Source organism: Flavobacterium orientale, from assembly GCF_014638005.1.
GTDB classification, from domain to species: domain Bacteria; phylum Bacteroidota; class Bacteroidia; order Flavobacteriales; family Flavobacteriaceae; genus Flavobacterium; species Flavobacterium orientale.
This window is the reverse complement of record NZ_BMFG01000003.1, coordinates 302,539-327,879: the sequence shown is the minus strand read 5'-3', so window position 1 is coordinate 327,879 and position 25,341 is coordinate 302,539. Positions and strand designations below refer to the sequence as shown.

The following is a 25,341-nucleotide window of genomic DNA, read 5'->3' as shown; positions in this document are numbered from 1 at the left end:
ATTTTAGCAACATAGTGTTTACTAGTTTTGTTTTACTTATTTTTGTGCTACTTTGAAATTTACAAAACTAAATAGTATCATTTTTATTGGTTTTTTGGCAATTGTTGGTGTGTTAATCATGCAGCTACTTTTGCTAAACCAAGCTTATGCTTTTGAAAAAAAAGAAGTAGGTGATAAAATACATTTTGCTCTCCAGGATGTTGTTCAAAAAATTTATCGTGATAATAAAACTAATTTACCAATCAATAATCAAATTAAAAAAGTTACCGAAGATTATTATATTGTTAATGTTGATGATGTTTTTGAGGCCGAGGTGTTGGAATATTATTTAAAAACAGAATTTCAAAAAGTAAAATTAGATGTTGATTTTGAATATGCCATTTATGATTGTGCATCGGATGAAATGATGTATGGCAGCTATATTTCTTCAAATGTCGAACAGTCTGAAAAATGCGAAAATTGTTTCGAAAAAAAAGAAGGCTTAATATATTATTTTGCTATTCGTTTTCCCCAACTAAAATATTCTCTAATCGGATCTTTGGGTCAATATTGGTTTTTTACAGGAATCCTATTGCTTGTTTTGGTGATTTATGTGTATTCTGTTTTTCAATTGCTGCGACAAAAAAAATATGCGGAATTGCAAACTGATTTTATCAATAACATGACACATGAATTTAAAACACCTCTGGCTTCCATTTTAATTGCTTCTAATTATACTCAAAACCAACCTGAAATCAAAAACAATCCAAAATTATCAAAGTATACTGACATCATCATAACACAAAGTCAAAAACTAAATCAACATATTGAAAGAATCCTAACTGTTGCAAAAGGTGACGGAAAATGGATTGAATTAGATAAAAAACCAATCGCGTTGAAAGAAATGATTGAGTTAATAAAAGAAAATGTGTTGTTAAAAACAAACAAACAAAGTGCTATATCAATTGAAATTCCGGTTCAACAAAAAGTTATGGCTGATGAATTTCATTTTTACAACACGCTTTTTAATCTAATAGAAAATGCCATAAAATATAGTGGCGACTCTCCGGAAATTTTAATACAAACTACAGAAACCGCAAAAGGTTTAGATATTTCAATTGCAGACAATGGTCCCGGCATTGAGAAAATCCATATTGAAAATGTTTTTGATAAATTTTATCGCGTGCCAAGAGAAGACAAAAAAGACATTGAGGGTTTTGGAATCGGACTTTCTTATGTGAAAAAAATCATAGATTTACACTACTGGAAAATAAAACTCGAAAACAATCTAAAAGGTGGTTTAACCGTTTTTATTTCTGTTCCAAAAAAAGATTGTATATGAGCAAGCGAAAAATATTTTATGTTGAAGACGACGAAACTTTGGGTTTTTTAACTGCCGATAGTTTAGAAAACCAATATGATGTTGCTCGATTTACAAATGGAAAAACTGCTTTTGAAGCCTTTTGTAAAAACACCTATGATTTATGTATTTTGGATGTGATGTTGCCCGATATGGACGGATTTGAAATTGCAACTGAAATTCGAAAACGCAACCAAGAAATTCCCATTTTATTTCTTTCGGCAAAAACCATGAAAGAAGACCGAATTAAAGGTTTGAAGTTAGGTGCAGATGATTATCTGGTGAAACCTTATAGCATGGAAGAACTTCTGCTTAAAATTGAAATTTTTCTTAACAGAAGCGTGAAAACTTCAACTTCCAATGCGACATTATATAAAATTGGTGCTTTTGAATTTGACCCTAATAATTATTGTGTCACCAAAGATTCGCAAACTACCAACTTAACTGATAGAGAAGCTGCTTTGCTAAAATTGTTTTTAGACAATAAAAACACTGTCTTAAAAAGAGAAAAAATTTTATTAGAATTGTGGGGAACTGACGATTATTTTATGGGAAGAAGCCTTGATGTTTTTATTTCTCGTTTGCGAAAAATTTTCAAAGAAGAACCCAACATTCGAATTGAAAATATTCCGAGAGTTGGGTTCAAATTGGTTGTAGAATAAACTATTTCAAAAAGCTATACATATAAGCTTCAATTGCTTTGAGTTCGTCATCACTCATGGTTTTTGTAATTGCAAAATTAGTTTTCATCACTTCATATTGCGAAGGATCAACGATTGGGTCGGCATTTTCTTTTAAAAATTCAACCATATTTGCCTCTTTATCTTTATAAATTCTAGCAATTTCAACGATGCTTGGCCCAATAACTTTCTTATCGGGCAAATGACATGATTTACACATCCCAACACCATTAAAAAGTTCTTCTCCTAATTTTAATTTTTCATCAACCACAATTGGCGTCGCATCTTTTAAAACTTCATCTGATGCTTTTCCAAAAGGTTCCGGTTTTTTATCTCCACAAGAAATAAAACCTACCATAATAAGTATAAAAAATAATTTTCTCATAAGCTACCGTTTTGATTCATTCAAAGATAAATCGGAACTAAATTTTATTTTATGATATAAATCATTTACGAGATTATTTTCACAACATCTTTTGCAAAATAACTCGCAATCATATCGGCACCGGCTCTTTTGATAGCAGTAACTTGTTCCATCATCACAGCATCGTGGTCAAGCCAACCTTTTTCCGAGGCTGCTTTAATCATTGCATATTCGCCCGAAACTTGATACACAGCAACAGGAACATCAAATGCATTTTTAATTTCTCGAACAATGTCTAAATAAGCAATTCCCGGTTTTACCATCACAATATCGGCTCCTTCATCAATATCCATTCTGGTTTCACGAATCGCTTCTATGCGATTGTGGTAATCCATTTGATAGGTTTTTTTGTCCTTCGGTACATTTATACTATTAACAGGAGCACTGTCTAATGCATCACGAAATGGACCGTAATGAGCTGATGCATATTTGGCACTGTAAGCCATAATTCCTGTGTTTACATAACCTTCTTCTTCTAAAGCTTCGCGAATATCTAGAATTCTGCCGTCCATCATATCGCTTGGAGCAACGATATCAGCTCCGGCTTCTGCATGTGAACAACTCATTTCTGCTAATATTGCTGATGTTAAATCGTTTACGATAATACCATTCTCAAGCACGCCATCATGCCCAAAAGACGAATACGGATCTAAAGCAACATCGGTCATCACAATCATATCCGGAACGACGTTTTTGATTACTTTCACCGCTCGTTGCATTAAGCCATTTGGATTTAATGCTTCGGTTCCTTTGTTATCTTTTAAATGGTCAGGAACTTTTACAAAAACCAAAACCGTTTTCAGATTTAATTTGGCTAATTCTTTTACTTCTTTTTCCAATAAATCGAGACTCAATCTGAAATAATTGGGCATGGAAGGAATTTCTTCTTTCACATTATTTCCTTCCACTACAAAAAGCGGAACAATAAAATCGCTGGGTGAAAGTATGGTTTCGCGTACTAGCGAGCGAATGGTTTCGTTGGTTCTTAGTCGTCTATTTCTTCTGAGTGGAAACATAATGTTCTTATATTTTGATTGATTTACAATCCGATTTTTTCTGCTGTTTTATCGTAAAATTCTTTTACTTTTTTGGGCGGATCAAAACGATAGCCTGCGGTTATTTTTACAGTTGAAATTTGGTCATTCAATCGAATTTGAGCGGTTGAGTCCTGAATAAAATCAATATAATTCAGGTTTACAAAGGTAAAAAACGAATCGGAATTATAGCCAATTTTTAAACTCGCACTCCATTCATAAATAGCCGATATATCTCCATCTACAATGTTAAATCCTGCTCCGGTTGACATTCCGCCCGAAAGCAAAAATTGATTATTGATTACAAAGTTATAAAAATAAGACGGAGCCAACGAAACTAAATAAATATTGCTGTTGGTGTCTTCTCCTCCGTCATTCAAATCGAAATTGGTATAAAAAATCGAAAGATTTGGAATAAAACTTCCGGCACTTTTTGATTGCCATTCTTTTTGATTCGCAATAGTTTTGAACGAAAATTTATCGTTGAAAATATACGAGGTAGTTCCGCCAATTTTTGTGGTTCGCATTCTCGGAAACGGAGCTTGCACTTCGCCATTGCTTACATAAAATCCTTTTTGATTGATAAAAGTGAGCGATTGCATCCATTTTTTATGATAAAATCGTGTGCTTAATGTAAATAATTTTGAACCGCTGTTGTCTTTGTTTTCTGCAAGAAAAGCAGGAGAAAACCCGTAGGAAACATCGATGAATTTATAACTCAAATTCACCCCGATTTGTTCTCTACGATTAGGCTGAAATTCTAAATAATTAGATGTTCCGTCTAAATTGTAATTGAATAAAAAATTGTTGGATGTGTCAAAATAGTATAAACTGGTTATTAGTTTATCATCATAATTTGTAAAATGACTGTTTTCTTCAGAATCTTGCTGAGCAAACAAGCTGCCTATTGCTCCCAAAAAAAGTCCTATTACAATTTTTACACCCATTCTTTTGGTTTTTGCAGTACCAAAATTAATTTTTCTTCTTCACTTCCTTTTTCCGGATGATGATCATAAACCCACTGCACATGAGGAGGCAAACTCATCAAAATACTTTCGATTCTGCCGTTGGTTTTTAATCCAAAAAGCGTTCCTTTATCGTGAACCAAATTAAATTCAACATAACGACCACGGCGAATTTCCTGCCAAGTCCTTTGTGCTTCTGTAAAAGGTAACTCTTTTCTTTTTTCAACAATTGGAACATAAGCCTCAAGAAAACTATTGCCCACTTCAGTTACAAAGTTGAACCAATTTTCCATTGTCATCACATCGGATGCTTTGCAATAATCAAAAAATAAACCCCCAATACCGCGTGCTTCAAAACGATGAGCATTCCAAAAATAATCATCACAATGCTTTTTATATTTTGGATAGAACTCCGGATTGTGTTTGTCGCAAGCGGTTTTACAAGTTTGGTGAAAATGAGTGGCATCTTCTTCAAATAAATAATACGGTGTCAAATCTTGTCCGCCACCAAACCATTGATTTATGATACTTCCGTTTTCATCATACATTTCAAAATAACGCCAATTTGCATGAACGGTTGGTACCATTGGATTTTTTGGATGAAGAACCAAACTCAATCCGCACGCAAAAAAATCGGCTTCGCCTACATTGAATAATTTTTGCATCGAATCTGGCAACTTCCCATGAACCGCAGAAATGTTGACACCGCCTTTTTCAAAAACGTTTCCATTTTCTATAACGCGGGTTCGTCCTCCACCACCTTCCGGTCGCTCCCAAATATCTTCTCGGAATTTGGCAACACCATCAACTTCTTCTAGTTTTGAAGTAATTTGATTTTGGAGGGTTTGAATGTATATTAGAAATTTATCTTTCATTTATTAAGTAATCAATTAAAAACAAAACTGCATCCTTTTCAGAGTTAAAATATTTAACATCTGTCCGATTTCCTCTTTCGTCAATATAATACCAAACATATAAACCAGAAAGATTTTCTAATCCTTCTCCAATATCAGTTACATACCTAAAATTAGGAGTAAACGTGTTTTTGATATTGTTTTGAAACATCCAATCTTCTAATTCTTTTATGGTCATTATCATTACTTCATACTAAAAACTGAACATTGCCTACTTCCCATACTCCTTCACCGCCTCCACAAACGCCTTGGCATGATCTACGGGAATATTAGGTAAAATGCCATGTCCAAGGTTAACGATATAACTGTCTTTTCCAAATTCATCAATCATTTGATGTACCATTTTCTTGATGGTTGGAATAGGTGATAATAATCGTGATGGATCAAAATTTCCTTGTAAGGTGATTTTCCCACCGGATAAATAACGTGCATTTCTTGCTGAACACGTCCAATCTACTCCTAAAGCCGAAGCTTTTGATTTAGCCATATCATTCAAAGCAAACCAGCATCCTTTTCCAAAAACAATTACTTTGGTATGAGGAGCCAATGCTTCCACAATTTGATTAATGTATTGCCATGAAAATTCTTGATAATCAACGGGAGAAAGCATTCCTCCCCAAGAATCAAAAATCTGGATAGCGTTACAGCCCGCTTTTACTTTCTCTTTTAAATACAAGATAGTTGTATCTGTAATTTTTTGCAATAACGTATGAGCCGCTACCGGATTTGAAAAACAAAATCCTTTGGCAGTATCAAAACTTTTTGAACCTTTTCCTTCCACGGCATAGCAAAAAATTGTCCATGGCGAACCGGCAAAACCAATCAATGGCACCTCATCATTCAACATTTCTTTGGTTAACTTGATGGCGTCAAAAACATAGCCTAACGTTTCATGAACATCGGGAACAAATGTTTTATTCACATCATCCATCGAGCGAATTGGGTTGGGAATAATGGGCCCTAAATTGTCTTTTAATTCCACATGAATTCCCATTGCTCTTGGAACAACCAAAATGTCTGAAAACAGAATAGCAGCGTCAGGTTTTACGATTCTAATAGGTTGCACTGTAATTTCGGCAGCTAATTCCGGTGTTTCACAACGAGTAAAAAAATCATATTTGTCGCGTAAAGCTCTGAATTCCGGCAAATACCTTCCGGCTTGACGCATCATCCAAACGGGTGGACGTTCAACAGTTTCATTATTTAAAGCTCTTAAGAAAAGATCATTTTTAAGCATAATTTTTATAATTATTCTCCTGATTATTCATTTTCAGGATTTGATTTATTAAAATAGTTTATCGTTTGTATGATTACGTTTTCAACCGTTGGTTGGTTTGCAATCACAATTTTATTCGTTGTTTTTTCAACTTCATTTGCTGTTGTTGTTCCAATGCAGAAACAAATTTCGTTTGAAATGGAATTTTCTTTTAAATAACTTTGAACAGCTGACGGACTAAAAAACAAAATCCCATCAATAGGACTATTTATTTTGTGTGGCGTTAAAATGGTTTTATAGACTTCAATTTCTTCAAAAATAATCTCCTTTTTTTGAAAGACTATCGGAATTGTGTCTCTTCTCAAATTTCCGGAGAAAAAAGTGAATTTTTTATCAGAATGATTTTCTAATAAATAATCAACCAACTCATCGGCATAATGGAATGAATTTTCAACTTTAAATCCGTTTTGCTCTAAAAGTTGTTTTGTTTTTATTCCAACACAAAAACAAATTTTATCTTTTAAAATTAAATGATTTTCATTTTTTAAAACACTTAAAACGGCATTTTGACTGGTAAAAATCAAACAGTCTAATGTGGAATTCAATTCAAAATTGGTAAGTTCAATTTCAATAAAATCAGCTTCAATCAATCGAAAATCAGCATTAAGCAAAAACTGTTTTTGGTTGGATTGAAGTTTTTTTGTTGTAACTATCCTGATACTTTTATCCGTCACAATACACTGAAATATTTTTGTTTTCACCAAACACCACTAGAATATCATCTTCCAAAATCACCGTTTCAGAAGTTGGCAACCCGATAGTTTCTTTAACAATTGATTTTTTTCCAATCAAATTGGTTTTTTCTTTCTTTCTGATGATGGTTACCACATTCAAATGATACTTATCAATTGCATTCAATTCTCCAATCGTTTTGCTATAAAATTCCGGTTTGGCCTTTACCTCAGAAATAGTGTAATTATTATCTAACTGATAATTTTCAAGTGTTGTTTTAAAATTTATCTGTTTGGTCAATCGGTCAGCACTTTCTTGTTCCGGATGTATGATGCTGTAAATCCCCATAGCTTCCAAAACCGTATCGTGAATTGGTGATAAAGCACGACTGATAATTTTTGCTTCAGATAATTTTTTTACAATAGCCGTTGTTATAATAGCCGCCCCTTCATTTTCTCCAATGGCAACAACTACTTTGTCGGCATCTTTTAACGGTAGCGATTCATAGGCCAATTCGTTTGTTGAATCCATACAAATAGCGTGCGATATTTTGTCTTTTATCAGATTGACTTTGTCCATTTGTTTGTCAACGCCAATCACTTCGTTTCCGGTTTCTGTCAAGCTTAACGCCAATGACATTCCAAAATTTCCCAATCCAAAAATGATGATTTTCATTTCTTTGCTATTAGTTAATTAAAATATTTTCTTTAGGATATTCATAAAACTGATGGTTGATTTGACGAAGCATTCCAATCATTAAGTTGAGCATTCCTATTCTTCCAATAAACATGGTTCCGATAATAATATATTTGCTTGGTTCTGTAAGGTTAGGTGTTAATCCTAAACTTAAGCCGACAGTACTATAAGCTGAAAAGCACTCAAAAACTACAGTCAATAAATCTGTCCCTTTGGGTTCAAAAATCAAAATACTGAGAATTGAGAAACCAATTACTATTAATGATATACATAAAATGGCAAAGGCTCTCGAGGTTGATTCACTTGAAATTCTTCTACCAAACAACTGGATTCTGCTTTTCCCTCTAGCAATTGAAAAAATGTTCAATGTTGCTAATGCAAAGGTACTGGTTTTTATTCCACCTCCTGTTGAAGCTGGTGAAGCTCCAATCCACATTAAAAAGATAATAAACAACAAAGTAGGAACTGTGAACTCAGAAAAATCAACGGTGTTGAAACCTGCCGTTCTAGGTGTGACTGCATTAAAAGCGGTTGCCGTTATTTTTCCAAACAACGTTTGGTGGTAATTCATAGTGTTGTGGTATTCTGAAATCCAAAGAAAAATAAAGCCTCCAACTAATAAAATACCTGTGGTATAAATGACAATTTTTGAATTTAAAGTCATAATACTCACTTGTTTGTGAATTCTTTTTCTGTCAAAAAATTCCAAGACATTTGTTCTAACCAGTTGATAAAAATTAAAAATAATATTATATCCTAAACCACCAAAAACAATCATTATGATAAGAACCCATTGCATATAATAATTAAATTGAAGGTGTGCTTCGCTTAATCCGTTTGACATGGTTGAAAATCCAGCATTACAAAAAGCAGATATTGCGTGAAAAACAGAAAAGAAAACTTTATCCTCAATTTCAGGATTTTCATAAATAGAAGAATAGATAAATAAAGCCCCGATTATTTCTACACTTAAAGTAAACACAACCACGTTTAGTGCTGTTTTTAAAACGTCTTTCAACGTGTCTTGTGCAATAAAATCTCTAACATTTAATCCTTCTTTAAAAGAAGAGCTACCTCTAAAGAAGAAAGCAAAAAAGGAAGTAAATGTTAAAATTCCTAATCCGCCAATTTGAATTAAACTAACAATAATAGTTTGTCCTACGGTTGTGAAATCAACAGCGGTATCCAACACAATTAAACCTGTAACACAAACGGCACTGGTAGATGTAAAAAGTGCATCGGTAAACGTAATCCCGTTTGTTGTGGCGTTTGGAAGCATCAACAAAAACGATCCGATGATAATAATGGCAAAAAAACTTCCTACAAAAACAATAGCAGGATTGTAATACACTTCGTAGACATATCGTACCAAAATCATCAATCGAATGATGAAATAAAATATCAAACCGGCTTCCAAAATGGGCCTTATTTTTCGCAAAACATCTAGATAATGAGAATCAATATTGACTATTGAAACAAACAGAGAAATCAATAAAAGTAGTCCGATAATAACAGAATTAACTAAAGCTACTTTTTTTCTTCCTGATGTTTTATAATAAAAATATTTGAAGATATTGAAAGCAAATAACGCAATTGTTATCAACACTAATCCGATAAATTTTGGGGTGTGGTATTCTTCATGAATGCTATATCCAAAATCGAAAACGATGTATGTCAATACAATGAGGTCAAAAAAGCGATAGATTATCTTGAATATAGAATCTTTTTCCATAAAGCAATAGTTAGTGCTTTTGGTTTAATGCGGTTTTTATACTTTGCATTAATTCAGAACCACCGTTTTCTAAAATTTCAGTAGCACAAAGTTCGCCAAAATTTTGATACAAAGTTGTATTTATTGTTTTTTCTATTTCTAATTTCACTTTTCCGTCTAATGAAAAAAGAACACCTTTTAGCGTAATTACATCTTCATTTATTTCTGCTAATGCTCCAATAGGTGCTGTGCAACCGCCTTCAAGCGTTTTAAGAAATTGTCGCTCAACATACGTGCAAATTTCTGTTTCTTTATGGTTTAAATGAGCCAATGCTTCCTGAGAAAAAGCATCATTTTCCATCGCAACCACCACCATTGCACCTTGTGCTGGAGCAGGAATCATCCAATCAAGGTTGATGAATGTTTCGGGTTTCAAATTGATTCGTTCTAAGCCGGCAGCAGCAAAAACAGCACCGTTCCAGTTATTATCTTTCAATTTTTGCATTCGAGTATTTACGTTTCCGCGTAAATCTTCTACTTGGTGAGAAGGATATTTATTTAACCACTGAGCTTTTCGTCGCAAACTTCCGGAAGCAATTGTACCTGAATTTTCTAAAAAAGATAAATCGCCATTGTGAACCAAAATATCTAAAGTTGAAGCTCGTTCTAAAACCGCAGCCTGCATAATTCCTTTTGGCAAAGCCGTTGGCACATCTTTCATCGAATGAACGGCAATATCAACTTCGCCTTTCAGCATAGCAATATCAAGAGTTTTCGTAAAAATTCCTGTGATTCCGAGTTCGTAAAGTGGTTTGTCAAGAATAATGTCGCCTGTCGATTTTACAGAAACAATTTCGGTTTGATAACCCAAATCATTTAATTTTCTTTCTACGGTATGAGCTTGCCAAAGTGCGAGTTCGCTGTCACGAGTTCCAATTTTGATGGTTTTACTCATTTTACAGCCGTTTCAATTTGAAAAATTTTCTCAATCCATTCGATACTTTCATCCACCATCGTGTTGTCATCTTTTAAATGATTGGCAAAATGGGTTGTGATTTTTTGAATGATTCGGTTACTGATAATCTCAGCTTGTTCCTGATCAAAATTGGTTATTTTTTTTCGTTGAAAATCCAATTCGCCGTCTTTGATTGAATTCAATTTTTCTTTTAAAGCATGAATCGTTGGAGCAAATTTTCTGGCTTTCATCCACGAAATAAATTCCGATTTCACCTCATCTATAATCGTTTCAGCAGCCGGAATATGTAGTTTTCTTTTTTCTAAGGTATCATCTGTCAATTGCGATAAATAATCCATATGAACTAATGAAACGTTTTCCAGTGATTTCACATTTTCATTTACATTTTTTGGGATGGATAAATCTAAAATTAAAAGTGGTTTTTTTAGATTTAAAATGTCTTTATCGATTGTAGGATTTTGTGCTCCGGTGGCAACAATTAACACATCGGCTTTCTGAATTTCTAGTTGTAATTCTGTATAATCTTTTACAATTAAATTGAATTTTCCAGCAATTTTTTCTGCTTTATCTTTGGTTCGGTTGATGAGAACGATATGGTCATTTTTAGTATGTTTCACTAGATTCTCACAGGTGTTTCTACCAATTTTACCTGTTCCGAAGAGGAGAATGTTTTTTTGAGAAATTCCTTCTACATTATTGATAATATATTGAACCGAAGCAAATGCAACCGAAGTCGCTCCTGAACTAATTTCTGTCTCGTTTTTGATGCGTTTGCTCGCTTGAATCACAGCATTAACCAAACGCTCCATAAAGGAATTGGTCAATCCTAGTGATTTGCTTTCAACAAAACTATTTTTAATTTGACTGATAATTTCAAAATCACCTAAAATCTGACTGTCTAAGCCAGTTCCCACACGAAACATGTGCGAAATGGCTTCTTGATTTTTATAGACATAAGCCACACGTTGAAACTCTTCAACAGTGCCAATGCTGTTTTCACACATCAATTTAATCAATTGAAACGGATGTTGTGCAAAACCATATATTTCTGTTCTGTTACAGGTAGATGTAACAATCAAACTGTCAATTCCTTCTAATTTTGCCTGAAGCAAAATATTCGTTTTTGCTTTCGCATCTAAACTGAACTTTCCTCGTGTCTCCGCATCTGCTTTTTTGTAACTCAATCCAACCGCATAGAAGGTTTGATGTTTCGACAAGTTTAAATTTTCCATATATACACTTTTCCTAAAAAGTTGAACAAAATTATCATTATCTATTTTATAAAAGTATCGCTCAAAGTACTTTTTGTATCGCTTGAAGATATACCAATCCAAATTATGCTTTTCATCGTAATTTCTTTTATATTTGTAGTGTTCTCAATGCTTTTGAATGCATTTGTTTAGAATAATTCTAAATAAACAAAATTCAAGCTCTCCGAGATATATACGAAAAAATGTCGCTATGGGTTCTCAAGAAGAAATAAAAATTGAAGATGACTTTATTTTAATCCGTTTTCAAAACGACTCCGATGAGGTGGTTCGCTTTGAAAGACAAGTGTCTACGGGTTTAATTCAGTTTCATTTTGGATTAAAAGGAAAAGCAAAATTTATCTTTAATCAAGGCAATTATGCTTTAGAAATGAAAGAAGAAAAATCACTTTTGCTTTATAATCCACAAAAAGAATTACCGGTTCATTTGGAAATTGCCCCACAATCTTGGATAATTTCTGTGTTAGTTTCGATTAAGAAATTTCACACTTTGTTTTCAAACGAAGCAGAATATATTCCGTTTTTGAGTGATGATAATCGGGAGAAAAAATATTATGCTGAGGAAAACATTAGTCCGTCAATGGCCATTGTGCTTAATCAGATTTTTCATTATAACCTCAATGCTTCTATAAAAAATCTCTATTACAAAGGTAAAGGCTATGAGCTGTTAAGTTTGTACTTTAACCGCAACGAAGATCCAAATGCAGACCATTGTCCTTTTTTGATTGACGAAGAAAATGTATTGAAAATTAAAAAAGCCAAAGAAATTGTCATTGCAAACATGGCTGAACCACCGGGTTTACAAGAATTAGCCGATCAAGTAGGTTTAAATTTGAAGAAACTAAAAATGGGTTTCAAACAAATTTATGGCGACAGTGTCTACAGTTTTTTGTTTGATTATAAGATGGAATATGCCCGAAAATTGTTAGACAGCGGAACATACAATGTAAATGAAGTGGGTGTGCAAATTGGTTACAGCACGGCTTCGCATTTTATTGCGGCTTTTAAAAAGAAATTCGGAACAACTCCGAAGAAATATTTAATGTCATTGTCGAGTTAAGAATAAGTTATGCGAATTTTATCAATTTTAATGCTTTTTATGATATCCGGTTGTTTTTCATCGGATAAAGAATCAAATCCAAAAACAATTGTAGTTGATTATGAACTTGTCAAGGCTGAAAATCAAAAAGCTTTACTGGTTCTATTTCCGTGTTTTCCTTGTGATGCAGAAAATACAAAAACTGAATTCAAGATTTTTGAAGTGGCTATAAAAAATAATATTTCTGTGTTGATGATGAATTTCAATCAACATTTATATTTAGAAAAGGAAGAAAAAGAAAAATTGGCCAATGAATTAAATTCAATTTTAGAACAAGAAAATTTAAAGACAGATAATGTCTTTATTGGAGGTTTTTCAAGCGGCGGAAATGTAAGCTTCCTGCTTAGCAATTATCTTATTCAGGATAAGAATAAAATTCAGCCTAAAGGTGTTTTTTTAGTGGATTCTCCGATTGATTTATTAGAACTTTACAAAACTTCTCAAAAAAATATCGAAAAAAATGTCTCCGCTGAATCTTTAGAAGAATCAAAATGGATAGTCTCAGAATTCAACAAAATCTTCGGAGAACCTTCAAAGGGAATTTCAAAGTATGAAGAAAATTCTCCATTCACATTTCAATCAAAATCAATTCAAAATATTTCATCTTTAAAAGATGTAAAACTGAGGTTATATACTGAACCCGATACAATTTGGTGGAAAGAAAACAGAGCAAATGAGTATGAAGATTTGAATGCTTATTCGATTGAAAAATTATCAGAAGAATTAAAAAAACAAAATTTTAAAAAAACCGAATTAATTAAAACTACGAATAAAGGTTATCGTTCAAATGGAAACAGACATCCTCATTCTTGGTCGATTGTTGATGCAAATGATTTGGTAAAATGGATTTTAGAAGAATAAATATAAAAATTGCAACTAAATAAAATGAAAAAAGGAGTATTATTAGTCAACTTAGGTTCGCCCGAAAGTCCAACCCCAAAAGATGTCAAGCCGTATCTAGACGAATTTTTAATGGATAAATATGTGATTGATGTTCCATTTTTATTACGAGCTTTGATAGTTCGCGGGATAATTTTACAAACCAGACCCAAAAAATCAGCCGAAGCTTATGCCAAAATTTGGTGGGATGAAGGTTCGCCACTGATTGTCCTTTCCAAAAGAATGCACAAAAAAGTGCAAGCCAACACAAGCATACCGGTAAGTTTAGCGATGCGTTATGGCAAACCAAGCATTGAATCCGGCTTACAAGAATTACACGATCAAGGTGTGACGGAAGTGATGCTTTTTCCTTTGTATCCGCAACACGCGATGGCTTCTACCGTAACCATTTTAGTTTTGGCAGAAGAAATTCGTAAAAAGAAATTCCCAAATATGAATTTTACGATTCTACCTGCTTTTTACAACCAAAAAGATTACATCCGAGATTTATCCAATTCCATCAAAAAACATTTGGAAAACTTTGAATACGATCATTTATTATTTTCGTACCACGGCATTCCTGAACGTCATATTCGCAAAACGGATGTAACCAAAAGTCATTGCAAAATTGATGGTTCTTGTTGCCATACACCATCGCCGGCACACGAATTTTGCTACCGTCATCAATGTTATGAAACCACAAAACAAGTGGTTGAATTTTTAGGAATTCCCGAAGGAAAATACAGCCAAACTTTTCAATCGCGTTTAGCCGGAGACAAATGGCTCACGCCTTACACCGATGTAGAAATCAACAAAATGCCTGAAAAAGGAATAAAAAAATTAGCGGTTGTAACCCCTGCATTTGTGTCTGATTGTTTGGAAACGTTAGAAGAAATTGCGATGGAAGCCAATCATGAATTCAAAGAAAATGGCGGCGAAGAATTTTTAGCAATCCCTTGTTTAAACGACGACGACGATTGGTGCAAAACCTTAAGCCGATGGATTGACCAATGGGCTTTTGCTGAAACAGAAACTGCAAAATAATGGCTAAATCATCCGGAGCTTTAGGCACAGATGATATCAAACAATTGTTGATTAAGCAAGCTGTTCCGGCCTCTATTGGAATTTTATTTATGTCGATTAATATTTTGGTCGACACCATTTTTGTGGGACAATGGATTGGATCCTTGGCCATAGCTGCTGTTACTGTAGTTTTACCAATTACCTTTTTAATTTCTTCGTTGGGAATGGCCATTGGAATTGGCGGAAGCTCCATTATTTCAAGAGCTTTAGGAGCAAGAGACAAAGAAAAAGCCTATCGAACTTTTGGAAATCAAATTATGATGACCTTAGTTTTAGCCTTCTTTTTTGTAATCATTGGTTTTTTATTTTCCGATGAAATTTTACTGCTTTTTGGAGCGAATGGCGAAATTATGAAACCGGCCAAAGAATTTTTTATTCCGGTTTTAATGGGAGTTCCCTTTTTGGCTCTTTGTATGATGGGAAATAATGTGATTCGTGCTGAAGGGAAGGCCAAATTTGCAATGATGGCAATGATAATTCCTGCATTTGGAAATATTATTTTAGATATCGTTTTTATCAAATTTCTTGATATGGGAATGTTCGGAGCGGCTTTGGCCACAACGATTTCTTATTTTATGTGTTTTGTTTTTATTCTTTGGTTTTTCATCAAAAAAAGTGAACTAAAACCATCGCTTCATCATTATAAACTTGATTTATCGCTTGTAAAAGAAATTTCTTCGCTAGGATTAGTAACGTTTTCCCGTCAAGGAGTTGTGAGTATTTTGGCCATCATCATCAATCATACTTTGTTTACGTATGGGGGCGAACATTCTGTTGTGGTTTACGGAATCATCAGTCGAATGTTGATGTTTGCGTTGTTTCCCATTTTGGGAATTACGCACGGATTTTTACCAATTGCAGGATATAATTATGGTGCAGAAAATTACAATCGTGTAAAGGAAACTATTTCTATTTCGATAAAATATGCGGCTGTTTTGGCTACATTTATATTTATTTTAATATTAGTTTTTGCTAAACCAATTGTTTCCGTTTTTACAAACGATGCCGATGTAATTGCCGAAACACCACAAGCAATGCGTTGGGTTTTTGCTGCTACTCCAATTATTGCATTGCAACTCATTGGGGCGGCTTATTTTCAAGCAGCGGGAAAAGCGATTCCGGCATTATTATTAACTTTATCAAAACAAGGATTTTTTCTGATTCCGCTTGTGCTCATTTTGCCAAATTATTTTGGTATTTTTGGAGTATGGGTTGCTTTTCCGATTGCAGATATTTTATCAACGATAATCACGGCCTACTTTTTGCGGAAAGAAATGACCACTAAACTGATTGAAAAACCGGATGGAATTTTATAACTACATCAAAGCTTTGCACCTCATCTTTGTCATCACTTGGTTTGCCGGGCTGTTTTACATTGTGCGTTTATTTGTTTATCATGCTGAAGCGAAAGAAAAACCGGAACCGGAACAAAGCATTTTAATTAAACAATACCAGTTGATGCAATACCGATTGTGGTACATTATCACTTGGCCAAGTGCGATTTTAGCCAGCATTTTTGCTTTTTGGTTATTACATTTAATTCCCGCTTGGTTAGAACAAGATTGGATGATAGTCAAACTAGGATTTGTAGTTCTTTTGTATGCATATCATATCAAATGTCATCTCATTTTTAAAGAATTACAACAAAATAAAGTCAAAAATAGTTCGAATTTTTTTAGAATTTGGAATGAAGGAGCAACGTTGATTTTATTTGCTGTGGTTTTTTTAGTAATACTAAGAAATGCGATTAATTGGATTTATGGTGTAGTTGGCATCTTTTTATTTTCAATTATAATCATGCTTGGCTTTCAATTTTATAAAAAAATAAGAACAAAAAACAAGTGATTTCATTCATCAAAATAAAAAAGCTTTCGCTACGAATTCGCATATTTATTGCTATGATTTCGTTGACGCTTTTAGCTTCAATATTGATGGCTTCCATTTCTATTTATCAATTCAAACAAGAAGCAAAAGAATACCACAAACAACGTTTAGAACGAAAAGAAAGTGCTATTAGAGATCATATTTATTATGTAATTGAAAACACAACCTATCCCGTAAATACAGAAAATATTCCGTTGATTTTTAAAGATCGAATATATGAACTTGCGGATATTCATACTCTAGAAATCAATTTATACGATTTAAAAGGCAACTTATTAAAATCTTCTCGTTCCTCATTTGCTACTGATAGTGTCTCACAACCTATTTCTAATACTGTTTTAAAATTGGTTGAATCTAGCATTGACAAGCGATATGTTGAAATGAAGAATTTACAAAATGTAAAGTATAGAGCTTCCTATAGTCAAATCAACGATGAGCGTTTCAAACCAATTGCAATTTTAAATTTGCCTTATATTGAAGATGATGAATATTATGAACGAGAAGCCGAACGCTTTTTAGTCAATTTGGCTCAAGTTTACTCTCTAATGTTTTTAATTGCCTTTGTTTTGGCCTATTTTATTTCAAGTTATATCACAAAATCAATCAAAAATATTTCTGATAAAATTACCATCACCAGATTAAACCGAAAAAACGAAAAAATAGACCAATTAGCTTCTAGTTCTGAAATTCAATTGTTAGTTGATGCTTACAACAGTATGATTGATGAATTAGAAGAAAGTGCCGTGAAATTAGCGCAAAGCGAACGCGAAGAGGCCTGGAGAGAAATGGCCAAACAAGTGGCTCATGAGATAAAAAATCCGCTGACACCTATGCGTTTGACCGTTCAAAGTTTTCAGCGAAAATTTGACCAAACAGACCCTGAAATTACCAAAAAACTTGACGATTATACCAAAACACTTTTACAACAAATTGACACTATGAGTTCTGTGGCAAATGCTTTTTCTAATTTTGCCTCAATGCCGGCTCAACAAAACGAAACCATAAACGTGGTAAAAAGTGTTCAATTGGCACTTGAAATATTTAATGAACCTTACATCCATTTTAAGAGTAATGAAGAAAAAATTATTACCAATATGGATAGAACCCAACTCATTAGAGTGATAACCAATTTGGTGAAAAATGCCATTCAAGCCATTCCTGAATCTAGAGAAAATCCAGCAATTAATGTTTCCGTTTTTCAAATAGATAATACAATTAAGATATCAGTTCAAGATAATGGTATTGGTATTTCCAATGATTTAAAAAATCAAATATTTGAACCTAAGTTTACTACAAAATCAAGCGGAATGGGACTTGGATTAGGAATCATAAAAAAAATAATTGAAAATTATAACGGAACAATTACCTTTGAATCACAACCTAATGTTGGAACAACTTTTACAGTTTCACTTCCGGTAAAAACAATTGAATAAAAATTTAAAGCCCATGAATTACGAAAACATTTTAATAGAAAAAGATAACGAAATTTCGATTATCACAATCAACCGACCAACCAAATTAAATGCTTTAAACAAAGCTACGATTGAAGAACTTCATCATGCTTTTGATACCGAAGATAAAGACAAATCAACCCGAGTAATCATCATCACAGGAAGCGGTGAAAAAGCTTTTGTTGCTGGAGCTGATATTTCAGAATTTGCCCATTTTTCTGTGGAAGAAGGAGGAAAATTAGCCGCACAAGGTCAAAAATTATTGTTTGATTTTGTAGAAAATTTATCCACACCAGTCATTGCAGCTGTTAACGGATTTGCTCTTGGTGGTGGTTTGGAATTAGCTATGTCTGCACATTTCAGAATTGCTTCAGACAATGCCAAAATGGGTTTGCCGGAAGTAACTTTGGGTGTAATTCCCGGTTATGGCGGAACGCAACGTTTACCACAATTAGTTGGAAAAGGACGAGCCATGGAAATGATTATGTCCGCTTCGATGATTGATTCCGAAACTGCCAAAAATTATGGTTTGGTTAATCATGTCGTTCCACAAGTAAAATTGTTGGAATTTACCAAAGGGATTGCTTCAAAAATTGCTAAAAATTCTCCTGTTGCCATTTCTAATGCAATTACAGCTGTAAATGCCAATTATAAAGACGGAATAAATGGTTATGAAATAGAAATCAAAAACTTCGGAAAATCATTTGGAACCGCAGATTTCAAAGAAGGGACAACGGCTTTTTTAGAGAAGAGAAAAGCGGATTTTAAAGGAGAATAATTACTTCTCCCCTTCCCATTCCGCATAAAATTGGCTCAAAAATGTTTCCATAAAACGGTGACGTTCTTGAGCTAATTTTTTTCCGGTTTCGGTATTCATTTTGTCTTTTAGAAGAAGGAGTTTTTCATAAAAATGATTCAAAGTAGGCGAATCACTTTTTTTATATTCTTCTTTAGTCATATTCAATTTTGGAGCAATATTCGGATTGTATAATGCTCTGTTTTTAAATCCACCATAATTAAAAGCTCTCGCAATTCCGATGGCTCCTAACGCATCCAGTCGATCGGCATCTTGTACAATATCTAATTCTTTGGATGAAAAAGTTTTTTCAAAATTTCCGCCTTTGAACGAAATATTTTTGATGATTTGAATGACGTGCTCAATAATTTCTTCTGAAACATTTTCGCTTTCTAAAAATTTTCGGGCTGTTTTCGGACCTATTTCTTCATCACCATCATGAAATTTCGAATCGGCAATATCGTGTAATAAAGCTCCTAATTTCACAATTGTAACATCACAAACTTCCTCATGAGCTATAGAAACAGCATTTTTAAAAACGCGTTCGATGTGAAACCAATCGTGACCACCTTCGGCATGTTGGAGTTTTTCTTTTACAAAAAGAATAGTTTTGTCTATGATAGTCATCAATTATTTTACCAAAGCCGGTTGCACCCATTTAAACACATGACTCGTTTCTGGAATAACTAATCTATCTGAAATCCTTGCCATTCTCGCAGGAAGTTTCATCAAATAATCACGAGCTTTTTCGGCTTCATCTGTTAATCCGTTGATTTGATCAATTTTCCATTTATCAATAAGCTTTTGCATAATGTCAACATAATCAGCGGCAGTATAAACCCCAATTCGTTGAGCAGAATCAGAAAATTGTTCAAAAGCAGAACTAATTTTTTGTCCCGATTCACGCAAAAAGTGAGCAGGCATCACAATTTTTTGTTTCATCATATATTGAAAAGCCAACATCATTTCGCTTGGATCAACTTGAAAAATTTGATTTACAAATTCACTATAGGCATGATGATGACGCATTTCGTCTCCGGCAATCAATTTGCACATTTTAGACAATTTGTTGTCGCCATATTTCTTTGCCATTTGAGCCACACGGTTGTGTGAAACATACGTCGCTAATTCCTGAAAACTGGTATAAACAAAGTTTTTATAGGGGTCTTTTCCGGTTCCAATATCAAAACCATCATTAATAAGATGTTGTGTCGTCATTTCAATTTCACGCATGTTTACTCTACCTGATAAATACAAGTATTTGTTCAACACATCACCATGACGATTCTCTTCTCCGGTCCAACTTCTGATCCATCTTGACCAGCCATTTCTTTCTTCATTATCAACACCTTCCACTTCCATCAACCAAGATTCATAGGTTGGCAATGCTTCTTCAGTGATGGTATCACCTACCAAAACTACCCAAAAATCATAGGGTAAATCTTTGGCAATTTCTCGTAATTCTTTTACTTCTTCAAAAAAAGTTTCTTTTTCTGAATCGGGCAACAAATCGGTGGGTTGCCAAATTTTTTCAACAGGAATCAAGTAATCGTTCATGAAAGTATCCACCTTTTTTTCCAACAACTGCATTACTTCTAAACGAATGTTTTTAATAGACATAATTTTAATTTTTAATTCCGCTAACCACGGCATTTTCTGTTCTTTGCATTATTTCTTCGAACGGCATTCCCTTAACAGGAAAAGGTTCTTGAATGGTAAAAGTTAATCTATTCCCCAATCCCATAGGGAATTGTCCGAAACGCACCATTTTCCATGAATTACTTATCGATATCGGAACAATATAAGCTGAAGGTGCATATTTGCACAAAATTTTCAAGCCATTTTCTGAAAATTTTTTAGGAACACCCGTTTTACTTCTTGTTCCTTCGGGAAAAATAACTGTTGATCGATGGTGTTTTTCAATATATTCTCCCATCTCTTTGATGGCAGTTAATGCTTGTTTTGAATCTTTTCTATCAATTAGAACGGAACCACCGTGTCTTAAATTATAGGAAACACTCGGAATTCCTCTACCAAGTTCTTTTTTACTAACAAATTTTGGATGCCACTTTCGCATAAACCAAATTATGGGTGGAATATCATACAAACTTTGATGGTTTGCTACAATAATAATCGGAACATCGTTTGGCAACAAATCCCTGTTTTGAAAATCATAAGTTGTTCCCAATAAATGCGTATTTCGAACTAAAAAAAAATTTAAAACCGCTACACTCTTTGCGTGAGCTTTATATCCAAACCAGTTAAAGCATATCCATTGAATCGGATGAAAAAAACATAACAAAGTCCCAAACAACAGATAGTATAAAAATGATATTGGATAGGAAATAAGCTTTTGCATAGGTTTTAAAATGAATACAAAAATAAGAAATCGATTTTAGTAAAACATTCTCTTTTTGTGATAAATATTTTATTTCTACATTAAAAAAAAAAGTATTTTTACAGAACTTAAAAAAATTAAATTTAAAGCCACTATATTATGAGTTCAGAGAAAGAAGCCAAATTAAAAGCATTACAGTTAACACTTGACAAGCTAGACAAAACCTATGGAAAAGGTACCGTAATGAAAATGGGGGACAAGGCTGTTGAAGAGGTTGAGGTAATTTCTTCAGGATCACTTGGTCTTGATATTGCTTTAGGAGTTAATGGATATCCTAGAGGAAGAGTTATTGAAATTTATGGTCCGGAATCATCAGGTAAAACCACCTTGACTTTGCATGCTATTGCTGAGGCTCAAAAAGCAGGAGGAATTGCCGCTTTTATTGATGCAGAACATGCTTTTGATCGTAATTATGCAGAAAAATTAGGTGTTGACATTGAAAATTTAATTATTTCACAACCGGATAACGGAGAGCAAGCCTTAGAAATTGCTGAAAACTTAATCCGTTCAGGAGCTATTGATATTGTTGTAATTGACTCTGTTGCCGCTTTAACACCAAAAAGTGAAATTGAAGGCGAAATGGGTGATTCGAAAATGGGATTACACGCTCGTTTAATGTCGCAAGCTTTGAGAAAATTAACAGCAACCATCAGCAAAACACATTGTACTGTGTTTTTTATCAACCAATTACGTGAAAAAATTGGTGTGATGTTTGGAAATCCGGAAACTACAACAGGTGGAAATGCATTGAAATTTTATGCTTCCGTTCGTTTAGATATCAGAAGAGCCACTCAAATTAAAGATGGTGACAACGTGATTGGAAACAGAACAAAAGTGAAAGTTGTAAAAAACAAAGTAGCACCACCATTTAAAACTGCAGAATTTGACATTATGTATGGCGAAGGTGTTTCAAAAACCGGAGAAATATTAGATTTAGCTGTTGAATTTGAAGTGATAAAAAAATCAGGTTCTTGGTTTAGTTATGGCGAAACCAAATTGGGCCAAGGTCGAGACGCAGTAAAATCTTTAATCAAAGACAACCCTGAATTATCAGATGAATTGGAAGGTAAAATCAAGGAAATAATAAAAGAAAAATCACTTTAAGAAAAAAAAACCACGTTAGCGTGGTTTTTTTTTCATATTGACGCAACCATTTAATTTCAAATACATCTAACAAATAGAATTTAATAGCATTATGAAAAAAGTACTTTTTATTTTAACGGCATTACTAGTAATTTCTTGTTCGCCAGATGATTCGCCAAGTTACCATTATGTAATACTACCAGTTGAAACTTTTGAAGTTCCTGAAACTGTTCAAACCGGTCAGATTTACCAAATAAAAGTCTCGTATAAGCGACCTACTACCTGCCATGTTTTTGAAGGTTTTTATTACGATATGTATTTTGAATTTCGCACCATTGGTGTACAAAATATAGTAGTAGACAGAAATGATTGTATTGATACAGATCCTGACGAAGAAGCAATTGTGAAAAGTTTTGACTTTTCTCCTACAGAATTTGCACCTTACACTTATATTTTTAGGTTTTATAAAGGAAAAGACGAACAAGGAAACAATATTTTTGAAGAAGTTGAGATACCAGTTGAATAATCTGTAAATGAACCTTATCAATTTGTGGGATTAGATGAAATAATACGTAATTGTCAAAAAAATGATAGAAAAGCACAAGAACAATTGTATCGCCTATTTGTGAAAAAATTGTTTACTGTTTGCTTGAAATATTCACGTAATTATGAAGAAGGCCAAGATAATTTGCAAGAGGGATTTATTATAATTTTTAAAAAAATAAGTCAGTACAATTTTAAGGGGTCTTTTGAAGGATGGACAAAAAGAATTATGATAAATACTTGCCTTCAACAATACCGACAAATTAGTTTTTTAGATATTTTAAATGAAAATACAGCTGAAGAAGTTGAAGTTGAAATTGAAAACGATTCTGTGTCAATGGATTTTTTAATGAAAATAATTCAAGAACTTCCTGACAGATACCGATTAGTTTTTAGTTTGTATGTATTAGATGGATACACACACAAAGAAATTGCCGAAATGCTCGACATAAACGAAGGTACTTCAAAATCAAATTTATCAAGAGCACGAATCATTTTAAAAGGGAAAATTGACGAATTCTCTGATTCGTATAAGAATAAAAAAAAATATAATTCCTAACATGGAAAAAAAGAATATTGATCGATTATTTCAGGAAAAGCTCAAAGATTTTGAGGCTGTTCCTAATGTCGATATTTGGAATGACATAGCTTCTGAATTAGATTCAAATCAAAAAAGAAAAGTAATTCCTATTTGGTGGAAGTTGGCTGGAGTTGCTGCTTTATTACTTGGAGGATTGCTCATAATTCCTTTCTCTACTGAAGAAGAAAAAACACCGATTGTCATTGATACAAATAATATTTTGAAAGAAGATGAAAATTCAAAAAATACAGAAGTTGTTCTCGGTGGTCCTTCAGAATCTGAAATAAATCAAGATTTAATTAAAGAGGAACAATCGAAAGAAATAAATCAAAAGAATAACCCAAATTCCATTACTAATCAAAATTCATTAACTACTGTAAATAAAGAACAAATAGAAAGACAGTATACAACAGAACCAAATCAAACAAATAACAAAAAGACAGTTACTAATCCCAGTTCACTAACTACCGTAATTGTTGACCAACAAACACAAAACGCAAAAACACATCAAACAAACGGTTCTATTACAAAAAATTTAAACTCAAACTCTAAAACTTCAAATAGTAACATAGCTAAAACAGACAAGCCAAACGATACCCAGTTAACTAATAAAAATTATCTATCTTCTGTTGATCTAAAAGAAAAAAAGAGTAACCCTGAAGAAAATTCATCTGAACAAATTATTAGTGAAAAGAATGATAACTCAACTGCTAATTTGATTAAAAGAACAGAATTAGAAACTAAAAAACAAAACATATCCTCGAGTAAAGAGGAAGAAAAAGAACTAGATTCTGCTATTGTTTTACAAGAAACAGAAGCTACTACGTTGGAAGAATTGCTAAAAGAAAAAGAAGAGAATTTCTCTAAAGAACCAAAAGTAAACAGGTGGCAAATAGGTCCGCTGGTTGCCCCTGTTTATTTTAATTCTGTCTCCAACGGATCGCCTATTGATGCTGAATTTGCTTCTAATGCAAAAGATTATCAAAATGATATGGCTTATGGAATTGGTCTGCAATATTCCATCAGTCCTAAAGTCTCTTTAAGAACCGGAATCAGTAAAGTGAATCTGGGTTATAACACCAATGACATTGTGTTTTATGCAGAATTAAATTCAAATATGCTTAGAACCATTAACTATACAAATCAAGGAAATCCCATAGTGGTTCACGCTAGCAACACACCCGTTTTTGTAGAAAATGCCATTCAAGAAAAAAACCAAGGTTATATGAATCAACGAATGGGCTTTATTGAAATGCCTGTTGAACTATCCTATAAAATACTTGATAAAAAAATTGGAATTAATTTTATTGGTGGTGCAAGTACTTTATTACTCACAGATAACGAAGTTTCTCTTTATAGCAACGACGGCTTTTCAGGAAGTCTAGGGGAGGCAAATAATATCAACAATATACATTTTAGTGCAAATTTTGGTGTTGGTTTCGAATACAAGTTTTGGAAAAACTTTCAAGCTAACTTTGAACCAATGTTTAAATACCAACTAAACACATTTAACAATAATCCAGGAAATTTCAAACCTTATTTTATAGGCTTGTATACAGGAATAAATTATAGATTTTAAGATTTCGCTTA

Annotated in this window: 27 protein-coding genes; 13 read left to right on the top strand and 14 right to left on the bottom strand. The window is 33.3% G+C overall.

Annotated features, from left to right (window positions below):
- The first annotated feature begins 118 nt into the window (after positions 1 to 118).
- Together IEV15_RS06075 and IEV15_RS06070 are read left to right on the top strand one after the other, a co-directional pair.
- Positions 119 to 1,321: a sensor histidine kinase gene (locus IEV15_RS06075; RefSeq protein WP_229734102.1), complete on the top strand. Its 1,203-nt coding sequence runs from the start codon at positions 119 to 121 to the stop codon at positions 1,319 to 1,321.
- Positions 1,318 to 2,001, top strand: a complete 684-nt coding sequence (locus IEV15_RS06070) for a response regulator transcription factor (RefSeq protein ID WP_188361616.1) — start codon at positions 1,318 to 1,320, stop codon at positions 1,999 to 2,001. Before IEV15_RS06075 ends, IEV15_RS06070 begins: the two co-directional genes overlap by 4 nt.
- Before the next feature lies 1 nt (position 2,002).
- Here the strand turns inward: IEV15_RS06070 and IEV15_RS06065 are convergent, their stop codons facing one another.
- The 11 genes from IEV15_RS06065 to hemA all read right to left on the bottom strand — a co-directional run bounded on the left by IEV15_RS06065 (position 2,003) and on the right by hemA (position 11,919).
- On the bottom strand, positions 2,003 to 2,404 hold the full coding sequence (locus tag IEV15_RS06065) for a c-type cytochrome (protein ID WP_188361615.1): 402 nt from the start codon (positions 2,402 to 2,404) through the stop codon (positions 2,003 to 2,005).
- Between the two features lie 65 nt (positions 2,405 to 2,469).
- Positions 2,470 to 3,459 carry a porphobilinogen synthase gene (gene hemB / locus IEV15_RS06060; RefSeq protein WP_188361614.1) on the bottom strand — a complete coding sequence of 330 codons (990 nt, stop codon included), beginning with the start codon at positions 3,457 to 3,459 and terminating at the stop codon, positions 2,470 to 2,472.
- A 23-nt stretch (positions 3,460 to 3,482) separates the two neighbouring features.
- Positions 3,483 to 4,424: a DUF4421 family protein gene (locus IEV15_RS06055; RefSeq protein WP_188361613.1), complete on the bottom strand. Its 942-nt coding sequence runs from the start codon at positions 4,422 to 4,424 to the stop codon at positions 3,483 to 3,485.
- Positions 4,415 to 5,317 carry an oxygen-dependent coproporphyrinogen oxidase gene (gene hemF, locus IEV15_RS06050; protein WP_188361612.1) on the bottom strand — a complete coding sequence of 301 codons (903 nt, stop codon included), beginning with the start codon at positions 5,315 to 5,317 and terminating at the stop codon, positions 4,415 to 4,417. The genes IEV15_RS06055 and hemF overlap by 10 nt, the downstream gene beginning before the upstream one ends.
- Positions 5,307 to 5,534, bottom strand: coding sequence for a hypothetical protein (locus IEV15_RS06045; protein WP_188361611.1), 228 nt, complete (start codon positions 5,532 to 5,534; stop codon positions 5,307 to 5,309). Before IEV15_RS06045 ends, hemF begins: the two co-directional genes overlap by 11 nt.
- A gap of 33 nt (positions 5,535 to 5,567) precedes the next feature.
- Entirely contained in the window at positions 5,568 to 6,593 is a 1,026-nt protein-coding gene (hemE, locus tag IEV15_RS06040) for a uroporphyrinogen decarboxylase (protein WP_188361610.1), read from the bottom strand.
- Between the two features lie 23 nt (positions 6,594 to 6,616).
- A complete protein-coding gene (locus IEV15_RS06035; RefSeq protein WP_229734101.1) occupies positions 6,617 to 7,243 on the bottom strand; it encodes a uroporphyrinogen-III synthase in 627 nt (208 codons plus the stop codon).
- Between the two features lie 52 nt (positions 7,244 to 7,295).
- The gene (locus tag IEV15_RS06030) at positions 7,296 to 7,979 is read right to left on the bottom strand and encodes a potassium channel family protein (RefSeq protein ID WP_188361608.1); all 684 of its coding nucleotides are present in this window, start codon (positions 7,977 to 7,979) and stop codon (positions 7,296 to 7,298) included.
- A gap of 10 nt (positions 7,980 to 7,989) precedes the next feature.
- Positions 7,990 to 9,732, bottom strand: a complete 1,743-nt coding sequence (locus IEV15_RS06025; RefSeq protein ID WP_188361607.1) for a TrkH family potassium uptake protein — start codon at positions 9,730 to 9,732, stop codon at positions 7,990 to 7,992.
- Between the two features lie 10 nt (positions 9,733 to 9,742).
- On the bottom strand, positions 9,743 to 10,666 hold the full coding sequence (hemC, locus tag IEV15_RS06020; RefSeq protein WP_188361606.1) for a hydroxymethylbilane synthase: 924 nt from the start codon (positions 10,664 to 10,666) through the stop codon (positions 9,743 to 9,745).
- Complete coding sequence (gene hemA, locus IEV15_RS06015) at positions 10,663 to 11,919, bottom strand: glutamyl-tRNA reductase (protein WP_188361605.1); 1,257 nt, start codon at positions 11,917 to 11,919, stop codon at positions 10,663 to 10,665. The genes hemC and hemA overlap by 4 nt, the downstream gene beginning before the upstream one ends.
- A 229-nt stretch (positions 11,920 to 12,148) precedes the next feature.
- On the opposite strand from hemA, the gene IEV15_RS06010 reads away from it, so the two are divergent.
- From IEV15_RS06010 to IEV15_RS05980, 7 genes are read left to right on the top strand one after another with little or no spacing between them, the layout of a single operon-like run.
- Positions 12,149 to 13,015: an AraC family transcriptional regulator gene (locus tag IEV15_RS06010; protein ID WP_188361604.1), complete on the top strand. Its 867-nt coding sequence runs from the start codon at positions 12,149 to 12,151 to the stop codon at positions 13,013 to 13,015.
- Positions 13,016 to 13,024: 9 nt separating this feature from the next.
- Positions 13,025 to 13,915, top strand: coding sequence for a hypothetical protein (locus IEV15_RS06005; protein WP_188361603.1), 891 nt, complete (start codon positions 13,025 to 13,027; stop codon positions 13,913 to 13,915).
- 24 nt (positions 13,916 to 13,939) lie between these two features.
- The gene (hemH, locus tag IEV15_RS06000; RefSeq protein WP_188361602.1) at positions 13,940 to 14,977 is read left to right on the top strand and encodes a ferrochelatase; all 1,038 of its coding nucleotides are present in this window, start codon (positions 13,940 to 13,942) and stop codon (positions 14,975 to 14,977) included.
- The gene (locus IEV15_RS05995; protein WP_188361601.1) at positions 14,977 to 16,332 is read left to right on the top strand and encodes an MATE family efflux transporter; all 1,356 of its coding nucleotides are present in this window, start codon (positions 14,977 to 14,979) and stop codon (positions 16,330 to 16,332) included. Before hemH ends, IEV15_RS05995 begins: the two co-directional genes overlap by 1 nt.
- Positions 16,319 to 16,861 carry a CopD family protein gene (locus IEV15_RS05990; protein WP_188361600.1) on the top strand — a complete coding sequence of 181 codons (543 nt, stop codon included), beginning with the start codon at positions 16,319 to 16,321 and terminating at the stop codon, positions 16,859 to 16,861. The genes IEV15_RS05995 and IEV15_RS05990 overlap by 14 nt, the downstream gene beginning before the upstream one ends.
- Positions 16,862 to 16,914: 53 nt before the next feature.
- The gene (locus tag IEV15_RS05985; RefSeq protein ID WP_188361636.1) at positions 16,915 to 18,333 is read left to right on the top strand and encodes a sensor histidine kinase; all 1,419 of its coding nucleotides are present in this window, start codon (positions 16,915 to 16,917) and stop codon (positions 18,331 to 18,333) included.
- A gap of 13 nt (positions 18,334 to 18,346) precedes the next feature.
- Positions 18,347 to 19,129 (top strand): enoyl-CoA hydratase/isomerase family protein, encoded by a 783-nt coding sequence (locus IEV15_RS05980; protein ID WP_188361599.1) that lies wholly within the window; start codon positions 18,347 to 18,349, stop codon positions 19,127 to 19,129.
- On the opposite strand, the gene IEV15_RS05975 is transcribed toward IEV15_RS05980, so the two are convergent.
- From IEV15_RS05975 to IEV15_RS05965, 3 genes are read right to left on the bottom strand one after another with little or no spacing between them, the layout of a single operon-like run.
- Positions 19,130 to 19,774: an HD domain-containing protein gene (locus tag IEV15_RS05975; RefSeq protein WP_188361598.1), complete on the bottom strand. Its 645-nt coding sequence runs from the start codon at positions 19,772 to 19,774 to the stop codon at positions 19,130 to 19,132.
- Positions 19,775 to 19,777: 3 nt separating this feature from the next.
- The gene (locus tag IEV15_RS05970; protein ID WP_188361597.1) at positions 19,778 to 20,767 is read right to left on the bottom strand and encodes an acyl-ACP desaturase; all 990 of its coding nucleotides are present in this window, start codon (positions 20,765 to 20,767) and stop codon (positions 19,778 to 19,780) included.
- Between the two features lie 4 nt (positions 20,768 to 20,771).
- Positions 20,772 to 21,506 carry a lysophospholipid acyltransferase family protein gene (locus IEV15_RS05965; RefSeq protein ID WP_188361596.1) on the bottom strand — a complete coding sequence of 245 codons (735 nt, stop codon included), beginning with the start codon at positions 21,504 to 21,506 and terminating at the stop codon, positions 20,772 to 20,774.
- 138 nt (positions 21,507 to 21,644) lie between these two features.
- Here IEV15_RS05965 and recA point away from each other — a divergent pair, with 138 nt between their 5' ends.
- The 4 genes from recA (at position 21,645) to IEV15_RS05945 (ending at position 25,330) form a co-directional block, all read left to right on the top strand.
- The gene (gene recA / locus IEV15_RS05960) at positions 21,645 to 22,649 is read left to right on the top strand and encodes a recombinase RecA (protein ID WP_188361595.1); all 1,005 of its coding nucleotides are present in this window, start codon (positions 21,645 to 21,647) and stop codon (positions 22,647 to 22,649) included.
- A 91-nt stretch (positions 22,650 to 22,740) separates the two neighbouring features.
- Positions 22,741 to 23,154, top strand: coding sequence for a hypothetical protein (locus IEV15_RS05955; RefSeq protein WP_188361594.1), 414 nt, complete (start codon positions 22,741 to 22,743; stop codon positions 23,152 to 23,154).
- Positions 23,155 to 23,178: 24 nt separating this feature from the next.
- Positions 23,179 to 23,730, top strand: a complete 552-nt coding sequence (locus IEV15_RS05950) for an RNA polymerase sigma factor (protein WP_188361593.1) — start codon at positions 23,179 to 23,181, stop codon at positions 23,728 to 23,730.
- A 1-nt stretch (position 23,731) separates the two neighbouring features.
- A complete protein-coding gene (locus tag IEV15_RS05945) occupies positions 23,732 to 25,330 on the top strand; it encodes an outer membrane beta-barrel protein (protein WP_188361592.1) in 1,599 nt (532 codons plus the stop codon).
- Positions 25,331 to 25,341: the final 11 nt, after the last annotated feature.